This is a genomic window from Maribacter sp. BPC-D8 (genome assembly GCF_035207705.1).
GTDB lineage: Bacteria > Bacteroidota > Bacteroidia > Flavobacteriales > Flavobacteriaceae > Maribacter.
In genome coordinates, this window is the sequence record NZ_CP128187.1 from 322,077 (window position 1) to 338,796 (window position 16,720).

Sequence of the window (16,720 nt, forward strand, 5' to 3'; positions counted from 1 at the left end):
AGTATATTGTAATTAATTATAAGTGAATTACCTCGTCATAAGCAGCTGCAGTTGCTTCCATAACAGCTTCGCTCATAGTTGGGTGTGGGTGAATAGCTTTTAACACTTCATGCCCAGTAGTTTCTAGTTTACGACCAAGAACCGCTTCTGCAATCATATCTGTAACACCTGCGCCGATCATATGGCAACCTAGCCATTCGCCATACTTGGCATCGTATATAACTTTAACGAATCCTTCAGATGCACCAGAAGCTTGTGCTTTACCACTTGCAGAGAAAGGAAATTTACCAACTTTAATATCGATACCTTTTTCTCTAGCTTGTTTTTCGGTTAAACCAACAGAAGCAATTTCAGGAGAACAGTATGTACACCCTGGTATATTGCCATAATCTAATGGCTCAACATGCATTTCTGCTAATTTCTCAACACACAAAATACCTTCTGCAGATGCAACGTGTGCAAGTGCCGGACCTGGTGTAACATCACCAATTGCGAAATATCCTGGTATGTTCGTTTGGTAATAATCATTTACCAAAATCTTATCTCTGTCGGTAGCGATACCAACATCTTCTAATCCTATATTTTCAATATTGGTTTTAATACCAACCGCAGACAATACGATATCAGCTTCAAGAACTTTTTCTCCTTTTGCTGTTTTAACAGTAGCTTTTACACCATCGCCAGAAGTGTCAACCGAAGTAACTTCTGCAGAGGTCATAATTTTAACTCCCGCTTTTTTGAAACTTCTTTCCAATTGCTTAGAAATATCTTCGTCTTCAACAGGTACAATGTTCGGTAAATATTCAACTACAGTAACCTCAGTTCCCATAGAGTTGTAGAAGTAAGCGAATTCGATACCAATTGCACCACTACCAACAACAATCATTTTCTTAGGTTGTTTGTCTAAGGTCATTGCTTGTCTGTACCCAATAATTTTCTTGCCATCTTGTGGTAAGCTAGGTAGTTCACGACTTCTCGCGCCAGTAGCAATGATAATATTTTTTGCACTGTATTCAGTAGTAGAACCATCTTCAGCTTTAACTGAAACTTTCTTTCCTGCTTTTAAGGTTCCGTAACCTTTTATAACTTCAATTTTATTCTTCTTCATTAAGAACTGAACACCTTTGCTCATTCCTTCAGCAACGCCACGACTCCTTTTAACAACCGCATTAAAATCTTTATCGGCACCTTTAATTTTTAAACCGTAGTCTTCTGCATGTTTCAAGTATTCAAATACTTGTGCAGATTTCAACAAAGCTTTGGTAGGTATACAACCCCAATTTAAGCAAACGCCTCCTAAACTTTCTTTTTCAATAACGGCGGTCTTAAAGCCTAATTGTGCAGCCCTAATAGCGGTTACATATCCGCCAGGACCACTACCTAAAACAATAATATCGAAAGTGCTCATATTCTGATTTTTTGTAGTTTTAATTGAAGATCAAAAATACAAAACCTAATTGAGATTGCTCGCAGGTTTTTAAAATATGACCTTTAATATGAAATTGTGATATTTAGAAAAGAATCTAGTTTGTTTAATATGAATGTTATAGAAACAAACAAGAGGTCTAAATAGACCTCTTGTTATTATAAATTCTAATAAAAAAGTTTATTCTGCGGGTACAAAATTTAAAGCTACACCATTAACACAGTGGCGTAAACCAGTTGGGTCTGGTCCGTCTTCAAAAACGTGACCTAAATGTCCGCCACACGTAGCGCAATGCTCTTCGGTTCTTTTGTAGCCAATTTTATAATCTACATCATAAGCAACGTTACCTTCAATTTCCTCATAGAAACTAGGCCATCCGGTACCAGAATCAAATTTTGTATAACTTTTAAATAGGGGAGTAGCGCATGCAGCACAAACGTAAGTCCCTTTTTCTTTGTTCTTTAAAAGCTCACTAGTAAATGGGTTTTCAGTAGCAGCTTCACGAAGTACATAGTATTCAGAATCGGTCAACTCTTTCTTCCATTCGCTATTCGTTTTTTGTACGGCAAATTCTTTTTTAGCACTCGTTTTTGTTGTGGTAGCCATCTCTTTTTCTTGAGAAGTGCCTTTACAGCTTACAAAAAGTACGAGTAGTGCAATTGCAAAATTTATTTTCATCTTTTCAATTTTTTTAGTTCTGTCGAATAAATTATGTATTCCTTTCAATGTATTGTATTTACGGAACTTTTAGCGTTAAGGTTTTAAAAGTAATATAAAAAAAGCCCCTGATAATTTATCAAGGGCTCTAACTTAAATAGGTTAACTATATATGGGTGCTATTCTATTTTTACTTTCTGTATACTATCTTCCGTTATGCCTAAATGTGCCATTACAGAATTAATATTCGAGGTATCTAATTTACCTGTTGTAGATTCTGCTGGTAAAATGGCTATTCTAAAAACCTGATTGTCAGTATCACCTGCAGGTAGGGTTGATAGATCAAAATCTGACTCCAAGAAAATATTAACATCTAAAAAGGTATAGTCAAAGTTATATTGAAGTAAGCCTTGGTCTAAAATTCGTGTTTGTGGCATCAGCCTCCAAATATCAACTAGTTCACCATTACTATCTTCGGTTACATCCCAAAGCATGTAAACTAAAACTACATCAGTTTCAAAAACTTCTATAGTTTGTGGAAACTCGTAAAATATAGAATAGTCATTATCCGAGGTAAAGGTTCCTTCAATATCGACTACTTGACCTAAGATGTTAATTCCGTCTGCACCGTCAAATCCGTCTGCACCATCAAATCCATCAAAACCTGGAGGTCCCTGTGGTCCTTCACATGATATAAAAAATAATGCTGCAAGTGCTCCAATAAATAAATTGAGTTTTTTCATAATGTTATAATTATTCGGTTTACGTTTAAATTTTGAATAGTTGTTTCAAAAAGCGTTCCATTTTTGGTATTTAGATATTTAAATCGGATATTAACTGCTATATTATCAACAAAAAATAATTAGAGTCGAACGTCTTTAAAAGATGATTAGCTTTACCCAAATAAACCAATTATATGCCAAACGTAAAAGTACACTCATTATTTACCGATTTTGATATTGATCTTTTTAAAGGTGGAAAGCATTATCGCCTGTATGAAAAGTTGGGTTCTCATTTGGTAGAAGTAGATGGTGTAGCCGGTACATACTTTGCCGTTTGGGCACCGTCTGCAAAATCTGTTTCTGTGGTTGGTAATTTTAATTCTTGGGATTCAGATGACCACAAGTTAAATGTTCGTTGGGATTCTAGCGGAATTTGGGAAGGTTTTATTCCCAACATAGGCAAAGGCGAAGTTTATAAATATAAAATACAGTCCAATAATAATGATATCTGGACAGAAAAAGCGGATCCTTTTGCAAGGTACTGCGAACACCCACCAAATACAGCATCTATTGTATGGACAGCCGAGCATGATTGGAAAGATGATGCTTGGATGGGGTACAGAAAAGATAAAAACGGATTAGATAAACCATACTCCGTTTATGAAGTGCATTTAGGTTCATGGAAGAAAAATGCTGAGAATAAGTTTTTGACCTATAAAGAGTTTGCAATTGATCTTGTGAACTATGTAAAAGAAATGGGGTATACCCATGTAGAGTTTATGCCGATAATGGAATATCCATATGATCCATCTTGGGGGTATCAGTTAACCGGTTATTTTGCGCCAACATCAAGATTTGGTTCTCCAGAAGAATTTAAGTTTTTGGTAGACGCTTTTCATCAAAACGATATAGGAGTAATTTTAGACTGGGTACCTTCTCATTTTCCAGAAGATGCACATGGTCTTGGCTTCTTTGATGGTTCTAATTTATATGAACACCCAGATAGAAGAAAAGGCTACCATACCGATTGGAAGAGTTTAATTTTCAATTATGGTAGAAATGAGGTTAGAGCGTTTCTAATAAGTAATGCCATATTTTGGTTAGATCAATTTCATGTAGATGGTCTTCGTGTAGATGCCGTTGCGTCTATGCTGTATTTAGATTATTCTAGAGAAGATGGTGAATGGGAGCCGAATATATATGGTAATAATGAGAATTTAGAAGCCATATCTTTTATTCGCGAATTGAATGAAGCGGTATATTCTAGTTTCGACGGTGTACAGACTATTGCCGAAGAATCTACAGCGTTTTCTGGGGTGTCTAAACCAGTTGAACATGGTGGTTTAGGTTTTGGTATGAAATGGATGATGGGCTGGATGCACGATACATTACAGTTTTTTCAAAAAGAACCTATATACAGAAAACACCACCAGAACGATTTAACTTTTAGTATGACCTATGCTTTTACCGAGAATTTTATGCTGCCTTTTTCGCATGATGAGGTAGTTTATGGTAAGCAGTCATTAGTATATAGAATGCCAGGTGATGAATGGCAGCGATTTGCAAATCTGAGGTTGTTATTCGGGTATATGTTTACCCACCCAGGTACCAAACTAATGTTCATGGGTGGCGAATTTGGACAAACTGCAGAGTGGAATTTTGAACAAAGTTTAGACTGGCATTTATTAAAGTACGATGGTCATAAAGGAATTCAAGATTTTGTAAAAGATTTAAACCATCTATACAAAAGTGCACCTGCATTATATGAAAAGCAATTTAGTCCAGAAGGTTTTCAATGGATAGATTATGGCGATCACGAAAATTCTGTTTTAACCTATGTACGTAAAGGTCATGATGAGAAAAACGATTTGATCATTGCATGTAATTTTACACCTGTACCTAGAGAAAATTATAGAATTGGTAATCCTAAAAAAGGAAAATTAACAGAAGTTTTAAATAGTGATGATGCCAAATATGGTGGCGGCGGAAATTTAAATACTAAAATAAAATCGTCTACCAAACCGGCTCATGGACATAAAAAGTCCATAGAAATTACTATTCCTCCTTTAGGTATAGTAATACTGAAATAATTTGAAGTAGTTTTTGTTTAAGTCTGCTTTAAAGAATTTCTTTGATAGTAATAATTGATATTTTTTAATTTATAAGTTCATGATCACAAATACAGAGCTTGAGTATAAAGGTAATTTATACCCAAACCATATCGTTGAATTTTCACAAGACTCAGATAAATTATACTTCACAACAGACAACGGTGTTGTTTTACAAATAACAATATTAAGAGGTAGTATTATTCGTTTTAGGTATGCTACCAACTATAATTTCGAACCAGATTTTTCATACGCTATTGACCCAGATGCAACCATGGGTTATAGTAAGTTAGAAATTGTAGAGAACGATACAGAGTATGTAGTGGCTACTGCGCGGTTAAGTATTCTGGTAGATAAAAAGACATTACGCACTCAAATTTCAGATTTAGAGGGAAATATCATTAGTGAAGACGAGCTAGGTTTTCATTGGGAAGAGAACTACGAATATGGTGGTAATACTGTAAAATTGAGTAAAATTACCCAGTCGGGCGAGAGTTTTTATGGCATGGGCGATAAAGCTATGCATAGTAACCTAAAGGGTAAAAGAGTAGAGAATTGGGTTACCGATCAATTTGCTTTTGCAAAAGAGCAAGATCCGCTCTACAAGGCAATACCGTTTTACGTTGGCTTAAATAAAGGAAAGGCTTACGGTATATATTTTGACAATAGTTTTAGAACAGGTTTCGATTTTTCGCAAGAGCGAAGAAATATAACGAGCTTTTGGGCCGATGGTGGCGAAATGAATTATTACTTCATTTTCGGACCAGATATGTCAAAAGTAGTGAGTTCATATTCAAGTCTTACCGGTACGCCAGAATTACCTCCAATGTGGGCATTAGGCTTTCATCAGTCTAAATGGAGTTACTATCCAGAGAGCAATGTAAAAGAAATAGCTAGTGATTTTAGAAAACATCGAATTCCGTGTGATGCCATCTATTTAGATATAGATTACATGGACGGGTTTAGATGTTTTACATGGGATAAAAACCATTTTCCGGATCCAAAGAGGATGATTTCAGAATTGGAGGAAGATGGCTTTAAGACTGTAGTAATGATCGATCCGGGTATAAAAGTGGATCGTGATTATTGGATATATAAAGAAGCATTAGAAAACGATTATTTCTGTAAAAGGGGAGATGGACCGTTAATGCATGGTAAGGTATGGCCAGGGGAATGTAATTTTCCAGATTTTACCAATCCCGTAGTTCGAGAATGGTGGGCAGAATTGTATAAAGAATTTATGTCAGAATTGGGAGTTCATGCCGTTTGGAATGATATGAACGAACCAGCAGTAATGGAAGTGCCAACAAAAACGGCGCCTTTGGATACCCGTCATAATTATGACGGACACCCATGTACACACCGAAAAGCGCACAACGTTTACGGTATGCAAATGGTTCGGGCAACTTATGAAGGTGTTAAGAAGTATGTATATCCAAAGCGACCATTTGTAATAACAAGAGCCGCATTTGCAGGTACACAACGATATGCCTCTACATGGACAGGCGATAATGTAGCTACTTGGGAGCATTTATGGATAGCGAACGTACAGGTACAGCGTATGTGTTTAAGTGGTTATTCATTTGTAGGTTCAGATATCGGCGGATTTGCCGAACAACCAGATGGCGAATTATTTGCCAGATGGATACAATTAGGAATTTTTCATCCGTTTTGTAGAGTACATTCAAGTGGTGATCATGGCGATCAAGAACCATGGTCATTTGGTTCAGAGATAACAGATATCGTTAGAAAGTTTATAAACCTTCGCTATCAGTTGTTGCCGTATTTGTATACCATGTTCTATAAATACACGAAAGAGAACATACCTATGATTCAGTCTTTAGTGTTCTTTGATCAAGAAGATAATCAGACACACTTTAGAACTGATGAGTTTATTTTCGGAGAAAAAATACTGGTTTGTCCTATACAAGAACCGAATGCACAAGGGCGTAGAATGTATATACCTCGTGGAGAGTGGTACGATTTTTGGACCAACGAACATGTAATAGGAGGTAAAGAGAAATGGGTAGCGGCAGAAATCGATATGCTTCCAATTTTTGTGAAAGCGGGAGCTATAATTCCGAAGTATCCTATTCAACAATATGTAGGGGAAAAGAAAATAGAAGAATTAGTTTTAGAAGTATATTATAAAGAAGGAACAGAAGCATCTGAGGTATATGAAGATTCAGACGATGGGTATGATTATAAGAAAGGGCGGTATTCGTTGAGTAATTATAAGTTAACAGGTAAAGAAAACTCATTGACCATTCAGTTATTTAAAGATGGAACTTTCGATACAGAATATAAGATGATAAGGCTTAATTTTCATGGGCTTCCTTTTGAAGTTGATAGCGTTATGATAGATAATGAAAAAATAGCTTTAGATAGTATAACGGTTAACGAAAACAATGATTTGTTAATAGACAAAAACTTTACGCTATTGCATTTATCAGGAAAACAATAACTTTGTAGCTTATTACCATTAACTAAAATTAACAATATGAGAAAATTAGTATTAATAGTATTTGTATTTATAGGCGTTTCAGCTTGTAAAGTAAACCCGTTTACGGGTCAGAAAACATTAAATTTTTATCCGAATAGTCAGGTGTTCCCTTCTGCCTTTGCGCAATACGACACATTTTTAACTGAGAATAATGTTGTCACCGGTACAGCAGATGCTCAAATGATTACTAGAGTGGGTCAACGTATATCTTCTGCAGCAGAACGTTGGTTGACTGCAAACGGACACCCAGGTTACTTAGCAGACTATAAGTGGGAATATAACTTGGTAAAAGATGAAACTGTAAATGCTTGGTGTATGCCAGGTGGTAAGATTGTATTTTATACAGGTATACTACCTATTACACAAAGTGAAACTGGTGTAGCAGTAGTAATGGGTCATGAAGTAGCACATGCTCTTGCTGATCATGGTGCGCAACGTATGAGCGCAGGTACATTACAACAAGTAGGTGCTGTGGCAGGTAATGTTGCAATTAAAAATCAACAAACTTTAGGCTTGTTCAATCAAGCTTATGGTGTTGGTACACAGTATTTAGGTATGTTGCCATTTAGTAGAAGTCACGAAACCGAGGCAGATAGAATCGGATTACAAATAATGGCTATTGCAGGTTACGATCCTTACGAAGCTGCAGAGTTGTGGAAACGTATGAAGGCAAACAGTGGAGGAGAAGCACCGCCAGAATTCATGAGTACGCACCCTTCTAATGATACAAGAATAAATAATCTAACAGCTTGGGCACCAGATGCCGAGGCAGAAGCTGCGAAATTTGGAGTAACTAAATTCCAATAAAACGTTAAGGATTATTGTATATTGAAGCCGTTCAGAAATGAACGGCTTTTTATTTTTATATATGGGGAAGACACTAGTTGCAAAAGGAAGTAAAAAATTATTGAACGCATGGGCCTTTTATGACTGGGCAAATTCAGTGTATACGCTGACTATAGCCTCTTCTATTTTTCCTATCTATTATTCTTCACTTTTTGCTTCTAAAGATGAGTTGGTTTCGGCTTTCGGTTTCGATATGAAACAGACCGTACTCATTTCAATAGTTACTGCTTTTACTTTTCTTGTGGTAGCATTTTTATCACCGGTATTATCGGGCATTGCAGATTATGTTGGTAATAAGAAAATGTTCATGAAGTTTTTCTGCTACACCGGTAGTATAGGCTGTATGGGTTTGTATTGGTTCGATTTAGAACAAATTCATGTAAGTCTACTGTTCTATTTTATGGGATTAATAGGATATTGGGGAAGTCTGGTTTTTTATAATTCTTATTTACCTGATATTGCTTTTGAAGATCAGCAAGATAGTATTAGCGCAAAAGGATTTTCTTTAGGGTATTTTGGTAGTGTTCTTTTGTTGTTATTGAATTTAGCCATGGTTATGAAGCCTGAATGGTTCGGATTTGATATTGGTGAAACGGAAGACACACTAAATGCAGCTAAAGTAGAAGCGATGAGAATATCGTTTATAACTGTTGGTGTTTGGTGGTTGCTTTTTAGTCAATATACATTTTGGGTTTTACCAAAAGGGGTAGGTAAAGGTCATAAAATTACCCGCGACGTTCTCTTTAACGGTCTTAAAGAGCTCAAGGTAGTTTGGGGTCAATTGAAAGAAAATGAAAGACTAAAGCGATATCTATATGCCTTTTTTGTGTTCAGCATGGCGGTACAGACAATTATGTTAGTTGCCGTGTATTTTGGAGAAAAAGAAATTGCTTGGGTTTCTGCAAGTGAAAAAACTACAGGTTTAATCATTAGTGTCTTGGTAATTCAATTGGTAGCAATTGCTGGTGCTATAATCACCTCGAAGGCATCTGATAAATTTGGTAATATAAAAACCTTAATAGTAGTTAATGCAATTTGGATGCTACTATGTGTTTACGCTTATTTTATGGTTACACCGACTCAATTCTACATCGCCGCCGGTTTTGTAGGTTTGGTAATGGGAGGTGTTCAATCTTTAGGGCGATCTACATATTCGAAATTTTTACCAGAAACAGAAGACACTACTTCATACTTTAGTTTTTATGACGTAGCTGAGAAAATAGGTATTGTTATCGGTATGGCACTCTTTGCTATAATAGACCAGGTAAGCAACATGCGATATGCCATTTTGTTTTTATTCGTATTCTTTTTAGGCGGTATTATATTGTTATTTAAGGTAGATGAATCAAAAAAGCCTCTATAAAAGAGGCTTCGTTGAATTGATTGTTCGCTATTTTGATTATATATTATCCTTTAGAAATGTCGCCTGAACCAGAAGTTTTAGTATTTACTTTTTCAGGATTGCCTTTATAAGAGATATCTCCAGAGCCAGACACACGAGCTTTAATAGATTTGTTTGCAGTTACTTGTATATCTGCAGAGCCGGAAACAGTGGCTTCAACATTATCAGCTTCAAGGTCATACGCTTCAATATCGCCACTGCCAGAAATTGTAGCTTCAAAATCGGTAGTACTACCGCTTAACGAAATATCTCCGGATCCAGACATCGTAGCAGAAATAGAGCTCGTTTCAATATCTAAGGTGATATCACCAGATCCAGACATTGCTGTACTGAATTTATCTGCTTTAATTTTTGTTTTACCAACTATATCTCCTGATCCAGACATAGCCACAGAACTTATAGATTCTACAGGTACGGTAATGTGAATTCCAGATTTCCAGTTACTTGATTTTAAGTTGACCCCTTTTTCAGTTTTAATAACCAGTTTGCCATCTTTTACTTCGGTGATAATATACTCTAGAAGGTTTTCTTCACCTTTCAAAGTAATCTCTCCTTCGCTGCCAGAAACTAGGTCAACATCGAACCAGCCAGAAACTGCTACCCCGTCATAATCTCCCGTGTTTCTTTCAATGGTAACATTGTTTCCGTTTCCTTTTATGGTCTTTCCCCATTGTGCTGAACAAGAAAGAGATAAAAGACCTGCACATACTAATACACTTAATTTTCTCATGATTTTCATATTTAATTGATTGATTGATTATTTTTTGGTAAAACTTATTCCGCCATAATCACTTGATAGCGTCATTTTGTTTCCACTTCCTTTAGAACCATAAAAACCTTCGTAGTGTTTATCAGAAGATTTTTCGGTACTGATATTAATAGTGAAATCGTCTTTTCCGCTAACTCCAGCATAACTGGTCGAAATATCGAAATCGAAATGATAATCGCTATGGTATCCTATTTTAATTCCTGTATAATCTGTTCTTATATTTACATTACCGGCATCAGCTGCAAGTTCATTTATACGTATTGATCCATAGTCAGCGATAATAGAAACATCACCATGTACGGTACCTAATTTTACGGTAATATAATCGCCGTTACCATCAATACTTTTTAGTTCGTCGATATCCATATTGCCATAGTCGCTAGTGTATTCTAGGTCATCCATAGTGCCAATACTTACACTGGTATAGTCTGCATTTATAGCAAGGTTGCCTGCTTTTTCTATGGTAAAACCTGAATAGTCTGCTCTTATTTGTCCACTATTGATATACCCAATCGTAGATTTTGAGGTGTAATCGAAATTTAAACGATTATTACGACCTCTTAGTTCGCCTAAATCTAACCTTCCGTAGTCACAATTGATTCTAGCATGACCATCAATTCTATCGAGGCTAATATTGCCGTAATCATTACTTAGGTCAACATTGTTCTTTACAGGAACTTTAATGGTGTAGTTAATCTGCATATTAACATTATTATTGTTTCCCCAGCTCCATCCCCAGCCATTACTATTTTTATTGAAAATAGTTTCTGCAGAAACACGTTCGCTACTGGCTTCAAAATCAATAGAAATTTCATCTAATTTTTTCTGAACCTTTTCTTCGTTGTTACCATTCGTTTTAATGTGAACTTCGATAACGACCCTATTCTCGTTCCAAGAAGTAATATTTAAATTACCGTAAGAGTTATTGATTTTTAGCAATGCATTAGCATTAACATTAAATTCTTTTTTAATGGTTTTTTCTTTAGTATGCTTACCATCAAAAGAAGTATCATTTGCAGTTGCTACAGTAGTAAAAGCAAGTAAAAGTAGCCACGTGTATTTATATAGTATAGTTTTCATTGTTCGATTTTTTAATTGATTTAATATTTTCAATTTGTATCATTACCTCGTTTAAAAGGTCTATTCTGGTTTGGAAATTAGTAATCATAGCACTTAATATAAGTTTGCTATTACCACCGTTTAAAAGGTCTTGTTCCATTTTGGTATAATTCAATTGAAGTTTTTTCAATTGAGTCATGGTGTCATTAATAATTTTTTCTGTTTCTGGTGATTTTTCAGAATTCAGTTCGTTGATCTGCTCTTCGATTAAATTGGCGAAGTAAAATTGGGTCTTAGAAGCTTCTGGTGAAATTTCGGCAACCTGATCTTCAATACTACTTGCCTTATTAAGTTGAAATAATCCAACAGATAATAGAATAGCAATAGAAGCGGCAACAGATAAAAAGAGCATCCAAGGATTCTTTTTCTTTGGTGCAAGCGTCGCCACGCCTTTAGATTCATTTAGTTTTTCTAAAAAACGTTGTTGGTGACCACTATTGGGTTCCGCATAATCCATTTTGTCCTGTAGCTCAATAAAAAGCTCGTCAATAGTATCTTTCTTCATTAGACTGCGAGTATTAATTTTTTTCTAAGACTTTCTTTCGCTCTTGAAACAGTAGTTCTGCAATTGGCATAACTAATGTTCATGATTTCGCAAATTTCATCATAATCAAACCCTTCGATTAGATGTAAGGTCAAAGAAATTCTGTAATTGTCTTTTAAATCTTTCATGGTTTCCATCACTTTTTGAGCCTTTAGTTCTGTAAACACAAGGTCAGATGCAATTCCGTCATTATCTTCGACCTTGTACAATACTTCATCTAAAGCAACTTCATTCTTTTTCTGTTGCTTTCTATATTGATGTATGCTGTTGTTAATAACAATGCGCTTCAACCAAGATCCAAAAGTTACTTCCCCTTTAAAAGTATGCAGTTTCGTAAATGCGCTTAGAAACGATTCTTGCATAATGTCTTCTGCTTGGGCAGTGTCTTTTACGATTCTTAGAGATGTATTGAACATAGCCTTGTAATACCTATTGTACACTTCTAGTTGTGCACTCTGTTTACCGGCCATGCACAATTGCACTAGCTCATCAATATGTTCTCTTTGTTGGCTCAAAAAGTGATTGGTTTTATTGAAAGATGATTCAATTTACGGTTTGTTACAGTTTAGTAAAATTTATATTAAATATTCTTTACTTTTTAACGAGCATCTGATTTATAAAAGGGCTTATTATATGAGCTTTGTGGGTATGAACTGAGGTTAGACTACTTTAATGCAATCTAAATTTTCAATGAATTAATTCTCTTGGCACAAGAATTGAAATACCTAAATGCAAATGAAGCTTCAAAAGCTGCATTCGCTATGTTTTCATTGCTATTACAGCATTTATGTATAATTTATAAAAATAAAATTCTGTTGGTTTAATGACAGAATGACCGATATATGAGTATGGGAGATTCTAAATTTTCAAATTTTGACAATATGTCTTTACAAGGAATAGATCAAGATTCTGAGCTTATACCACTATTGACCCCCGAAGATGAGGAGGAAATGAATAGTGAGACATTGCCAGAAACCTTGCCAATATTGCCTTTAAGAAATACAGTGCTTTTTCCTGGTGTGGTAATTCCGATTACTGCGGGTAGAGATAAAAGTATTCGCTTAATAAAAGATGCTAATAATGGTTCTAAAGTCATTGGTGTAGTTTCTCAGAAAGATGAGGAAACTGAAAATCCTGATGTGCAGGATATCAATACTTTGGGCACGGTAGCCAAAATATTACGTGTGCTTCAAATGCCCGATGGTAATACAACTGTCATTATTCAGGGTAAAAAACGTTTTGAGGTTGCCGAAATCTTGACTAAAAAGCCATATTTAACAGCTACAGTTAGAGAGACCGAAGAAGTTAGACCAAAAAAGAATGACAAGGAGTTTTTAGCTATTATTGAGTCGATTAAAGAATTGGCTTTAAAAATAATTAGAGACAATCCGAATATTCCGAGTGAGGCATCTTTTGCAATTAAAAATATTCAAAGCGATTCTTTCTTAATCAACTTTGTATCGTCTAATCTTAATTTAGATGTTAAGGCAAAGCAAGAATTATTAGAGATCGGTAGCTTACAAGAAAGAGCATTGGCAACATTGAAATATATGAATGTTGAAATGCAAAAATTGGAGCTTAAGAACGATATACAGTCTAAAGTTAGAAATGACTTAGATCAACAGCAGAGAGAATATTTCTTACATCAGCAAATGAAAACTATTCAAGAAGAATTAGGTGGTGTTTCGTATGATGAGGAGTTAGAGGAGATGAAAATCAAGTCTAAAAAGAAAAAATGGGGCAAGAAAGTTAAAGAGCATTTTGATAAAGAATTAGCAAAAATGAAGCGGATGAATCCGCAGGTAGCGGAATATTCTATTCAAAGAAATTATTTAGATCTTATGCTAGATCTACCTTGGAAAGAGTTTTCGAAAGATAAATTCGATTTAAAAAGAGCACAAAGAATATTAGACCGTGACCATTATGGTTTAGAAGATGTCAAGAAAAGAATCATAGAGTATCTAGCGGTATTAAAACTGCGTAATGATATGAAATCTCCGATTTTATGTCTGTACGGACCTCCGGGAGTTGGTAAAACCTCTTTAGGTAAATCTGTTGCAGAAGCATTAGGTAGAGAATATGTAAGAATGTCTTTAGGTGGTTTGCGTGATGAAGCTGAAATTAGAGGGCATCGTAAAACCTACATTGGTGCTATGCCAGGTAGAATTATTCAAAGTCTTAAGAAGGCAGGTACCTCAAATCCTGTTTTTATACTAGATGAGATAGATAAGTTGTCTAATAGTAATCAAGGTGATCCATCTTCAGCAATGTTAGAGGTGTTGGATCCTGAGCAGAATAGTGATTTTCACGATAATTTTTTAGAGTTAGGTTATGACCTATCTAAAGTGATGTTCGTTGCTACCGCAAATAACTTAGGTAGTATTCAGCCGGCACTTAGGGATCGTATGGAGATTATTCATGTAAGTGGTTATACCATTGAAGAAAAAGTAGAGATAGCCAAAAAGCATTTACTACCAAAGCAATTAACTGAGCATGGTTTAGATTCTAGTCATTTAAAAATAGGTAAGCCACAATTAGAGAAAATTGTTGAAGGGTACACCCGTGAATCTGGAGTACGTTCTTTAGAGAAGCAAATTGCCAAAATGGTACGTTACGCGGCTAAGTCTATCGCTACAGAAGAGGAATATGAGATAAAGGTTAGTAATGAGATTATTATAGAAGTATTGGGCGCACCAAAAATGGAACGTGACAAGTATGAAAATAATGAAGTTGCAGGTGTAGTAACAGGTCTTGCTTGGACCAGTGTTGGTGGTGATATATTGTTTATTGAATCTATACTTTCAAAAGGTAAAGGTAATATGACAATTACCGGTAACCTTGGTAAGGTGATGAAAGAATCGGCTACCATTGCAATGGAATACATAAAATCTAATGCTGAACGATTCGGAATTGATCCAACGGTTTTTGAAAAGTACAATGTACATATTCACGTACCAGAGGGTGCAACCCCTAAAGATGGTCCGAGTGCGGGTGTAACTATGTTGACTTCTTTAGTTTCGTTGTTTACTCAAAAACGTATTAAAAAGAGCTTGGCAATGACAGGCGAAATTACGTTACGTGGTAAAGTGTTGCCTGTAGGCGGAATAAAAGAAAAAATTCTTGCGGCTAAAAGAGCGAAAATTAAAGAGATAATTCTTTGTGCAGATAATGAGCGTGATATTAAGGAAATCAAAGAATCATACTTAAAAGGATTGACTTTTCACTATGTAAAAGAAATGTCTGAAGTAATTGATATTGCAATTACTGACGCTAAAGTAAAACACGCGAAGGAGCTATAGTATAGCTTTTCTTTATATTTTTGGAACAATGAAAAAAATCACTATTGCAATCGACGGATTCTCTTCTACAGGAAAGAGTACTTTGGCTAAGCAGTTAGCTAAAAAGCTAGAATATGTTTATGTAGATACTGGGGCAATGTACCGCGCAGTTACGCTATTTGCTATGAAGTCCGGTTTTGTAGAAGCGGGTGAAGTTGATGAAGATTCATTGGTGAAATCATTAGGTGATATTGAATTGAATTTTATTTTTAATTCAGATTTAGGATATGCCGAAATGTATTTGAATGGTGAAAATGTAGAGAAGGAAATAAGAACTATGCCTGTGTCAAAAAATGTGAGTCAGGTTTCGGTTATAGCAGCTGTACGAGAAAAATTGGTAGCCATGCAACAAGCAATGGGTATTGATAAAGGTCTTGTTATGGACGGTAGAGATATCGGTACTGTAGTTTTTCCTGATGCTGAACTTAAAATTTTCATGACGGCTTCACCAGAAAAACGTGCGGTAAGAAGATATAAAGAATTGTTAGATAGGGGAGAAGATGTGGTTTATGCAGATATTCTTGAAAATGTTGAAAAGCGAGATTATATAGATAGTAACCGTACAATTTCACCTTTGAAGAGAGCAGACGATGCTATTGAGTTTGATAATAGTGATTTAGGACTAGAGGATCAGTTTCAAAGAATCTATGAACATTCGCTTCGGGTTATTGAAAAACATCAAGCATAAAAAAAGAGGTTAGCAATGCTAACCTCTTTTTATTTATATAGTATCGATACTATTTGTTTGGAATAACCAATACTTGATCTGGATGAATAACATCTGGACTTTTTAAGATACCAGTGTTCGCTTCAAAAATAGCTTTGTATTGCATAGCATCACCGTAGTAGTGCTTTGCTATTTTACTTAAAGACTCACCACCTTTAACTACGTGTCTGTGATATACAGAATCATCTTCAACAGAGATATTAGCTTTAATGTCAGAAGGACTTTCGCCACCAGCTTGTTTTATTTTATCCCACATTAGGTCTTTTTCATAAGGTGTTTTTGCTTGCCCTTTTATTTTAAGAACATCACCTTCAACAGTTACGTTACCGTCTTTTATACCTAATTGCTCACCAAGATCTAAAACACCTTGATATTTTGCCTTAACACTCATAATTTTACTTTTTTTAATGGTTATTATAATACTTCTAAGATAAGCATATTTAAGATGTTTAACTCTAAAATCGTGCCATATTCCTTAAATGAACGTGTAATACTTAGTTGTGTTGTCTAATTTAAATAAAATGATTATTTTTGCACACCTTTTTTGCAAGGAAGTCAA

General features: G+C 35.3%; 14 protein-coding genes. 6 read left to right on the forward strand and 8 right to left on the reverse strand.

What is annotated here, in order from left to right; genetic code table 11:
• Positions 1-16: 16 nt before the first annotated feature.
• From lpdA to QSV08_RS01345, 3 genes are all read right to left on the reverse strand, one after another.
• Positions 17-1,408, reverse strand: a complete 1,392-nt coding sequence (gene lpdA / locus QSV08_RS01335) for a dihydrolipoyl dehydrogenase (RefSeq protein WP_324025882.1) — start codon at positions 1,406-1,408, stop codon at positions 17-19.
• A gap of 198 nt (positions 1,409-1,606) precedes the next feature.
• Positions 1,607-2,104 (reverse strand): peptide-methionine (R)-S-oxide reductase MsrB, encoded by a 498-nt coding sequence (gene msrB, locus QSV08_RS01340; RefSeq protein WP_324025884.1) that lies wholly within the window; start codon positions 2,102-2,104, stop codon positions 1,607-1,609.
• A gap of 158 nt (positions 2,105-2,262) precedes the next feature.
• The gene (locus QSV08_RS01345; RefSeq protein WP_324025886.1) at positions 2,263-2,826 is read right to left on the reverse strand and encodes a collagen-like triple helix repeat-containing protein; all 564 of its coding nucleotides are present in this window, start codon (positions 2,824-2,826) and stop codon (positions 2,263-2,265) included.
• A gap of 173 nt (positions 2,827-2,999) precedes the next feature.
• Here QSV08_RS01345 and glgB point away from each other — a divergent pair, with 173 nt between their 5' ends.
• The 4 genes from glgB (at position 3,000) to QSV08_RS01365 (ending at position 9,625) form a co-directional block, all read left to right on the forward strand.
• The gene (gene glgB / locus QSV08_RS01350) at positions 3,000-4,895 is read left to right on the forward strand and encodes a 1,4-alpha-glucan branching protein GlgB (RefSeq protein ID WP_324025888.1); all 1,896 of its coding nucleotides are present in this window, start codon (positions 3,000-3,002) and stop codon (positions 4,893-4,895) included.
• 79 nt (positions 4,896-4,974) lie between these two features.
• On the forward strand, positions 4,975-7,377 hold the full coding sequence (locus QSV08_RS01355) for a glycoside hydrolase family 31 protein (protein ID WP_324025890.1): 2,403 nt from the start codon (positions 4,975-4,977) through the stop codon (positions 7,375-7,377).
• Positions 7,378-7,413: 36 nt separating this feature from the next.
• A complete protein-coding gene (locus tag QSV08_RS01360; protein ID WP_324025892.1) occupies positions 7,414-8,223 on the forward strand; it encodes a M48 family metallopeptidase in 810 nt (269 codons plus the stop codon).
• Positions 8,224-8,284: 61 nt separating this feature from the next.
• Entirely contained in the window at positions 8,285-9,625 is a 1,341-nt protein-coding gene (locus QSV08_RS01365; protein ID WP_324025894.1) for an MFS transporter, read from the forward strand.
• Between the two features lie 43 nt (positions 9,626-9,668).
• Here the strand turns inward: QSV08_RS01365 and QSV08_RS01370 are convergent, their stop codons facing one another.
• From QSV08_RS01370 to QSV08_RS01385, 4 genes are read right to left on the reverse strand one after another with little or no spacing between them, the layout of a single operon-like run.
• Positions 9,669-10,394, reverse strand: a complete 726-nt coding sequence (locus tag QSV08_RS01370; protein ID WP_324025896.1) for a head GIN domain-containing protein — start codon at positions 10,392-10,394, stop codon at positions 9,669-9,671.
• A gap of 27 nt (positions 10,395-10,421) precedes the next feature.
• Complete coding sequence (locus tag QSV08_RS01375) at positions 10,422-11,513, reverse strand: hypothetical protein (RefSeq protein WP_324025898.1); 1,092 nt, start codon at positions 11,511-11,513, stop codon at positions 10,422-10,424.
• Positions 11,494-12,057 (reverse strand): hypothetical protein, encoded by a 564-nt coding sequence (locus QSV08_RS01380; protein ID WP_324025900.1) that lies wholly within the window; start codon positions 12,055-12,057, stop codon positions 11,494-11,496. The genes QSV08_RS01375 and QSV08_RS01380 overlap by 20 nt, the downstream gene beginning before the upstream one ends.
• Positions 12,057-12,611, reverse strand: coding sequence for an RNA polymerase sigma factor (locus tag QSV08_RS01385; RefSeq protein ID WP_324025902.1), 555 nt, complete (start codon positions 12,609-12,611; stop codon positions 12,057-12,059). Before QSV08_RS01385 ends, QSV08_RS01380 begins: the two co-directional genes overlap by 1 nt.
• 333 nt (positions 12,612-12,944) lie before the next feature.
• Between QSV08_RS01385 and lon the strand changes: the two genes are divergently transcribed.
• A complete protein-coding gene (gene lon, locus QSV08_RS01390) occupies positions 12,945-15,395 on the forward strand; it encodes an endopeptidase La (RefSeq protein ID WP_324028339.1) in 2,451 nt (816 codons plus the stop codon).
• A gap of 28 nt (positions 15,396-15,423) precedes the next feature.
• A complete protein-coding gene (gene cmk / locus QSV08_RS01395) occupies positions 15,424-16,122 on the forward strand; it encodes a (d)CMP kinase (protein ID WP_324025904.1) in 699 nt (232 codons plus the stop codon).
• A gap of 49 nt (positions 16,123-16,171) precedes the next feature.
• On the opposite strand, the gene QSV08_RS01400 is transcribed toward cmk, so the two are convergent.
• Positions 16,172-16,552 carry a LysM peptidoglycan-binding domain-containing protein gene (locus tag QSV08_RS01400; protein ID WP_324025906.1) on the reverse strand — a complete coding sequence of 127 codons (381 nt, stop codon included), beginning with the start codon at positions 16,550-16,552 and terminating at the stop codon, positions 16,172-16,174.
• Positions 16,553-16,720 lie beyond the last annotated feature (168 nt).

What these genes read in the sequence shown, in the direction of transcription:
- lpdA (WP_324025882.1), bottom strand. Translation starts at nt 1,408, where the DNA reads ATGAGCACTTTCGATATTATTGTTTTAGGTAGTGGTCCTGGCGGATAT.
- QSV08_RS01370 (WP_324025896.1), bottom strand. Translation starts at nt 10,394, where the DNA reads ATGAGAAAATTAAGTGTATTAGTATGTGCAGGTCTTTTATCTCTTTCT.
- cmk (WP_324025904.1), top strand. Translation starts at nt 15,424, where the DNA reads ATGAAAAAAATCACTATTGCAATCGACGGATTCTCTTCTACAGGAAAG.
- QSV08_RS01360 (WP_324025892.1), top strand. Translation starts at nt 7,414, where the DNA reads ATGAGAAAATTAGTATTAATAGTATTTGTATTTATAGGCGTTTCAGCT.
- lon (WP_324028339.1), top strand. Translation starts at nt 12,945, where the DNA reads ATGGGAGATTCTAAATTTTCAAATTTTGACAATATGTCTTTACAAGGA.
- QSV08_RS01365 (WP_324025894.1), top strand. Translation starts at nt 8,285, where the DNA reads ATGGGGAAGACACTAGTTGCAAAAGGAAGTAAAAAATTATTGAACGCA.
- glgB (WP_324025888.1), top strand. Translation starts at nt 3,000, where the DNA reads ATGCCAAACGTAAAAGTACACTCATTATTTACCGATTTTGATATTGAT.
- QSV08_RS01355 (WP_324025890.1), top strand. Translation starts at nt 4,975, where the DNA reads ATGATCACAAATACAGAGCTTGAGTATAAAGGTAATTTATACCCAAAC.
- QSV08_RS01400 (WP_324025906.1), bottom strand. Translation starts at nt 16,552, where the DNA reads ATGAGTGTTAAGGCAAAATATCAAGGTGTTTTAGATCTTGGTGAGCAA.
- QSV08_RS01375 (WP_324025898.1), bottom strand. Translation starts at nt 11,513, where the DNA reads ATGAAAACTATACTATATAAATACACGTGGCTACTTTTACTTGCTTTT.
- msrB (WP_324025884.1), bottom strand. Translation starts at nt 2,104, where the DNA reads ATGAAAATAAATTTTGCAATTGCACTACTCGTACTTTTTGTAAGCTGT.
- QSV08_RS01380 (WP_324025900.1), bottom strand. Translation starts at nt 12,057, where the DNA reads ATGAAGAAAGATACTATTGACGAGCTTTTTATTGAGCTACAGGACAAA.
- QSV08_RS01345 (WP_324025886.1), bottom strand. Translation starts at nt 2,826, where the DNA reads ATGAAAAAACTCAATTTATTTATTGGAGCACTTGCAGCATTATTTTTT.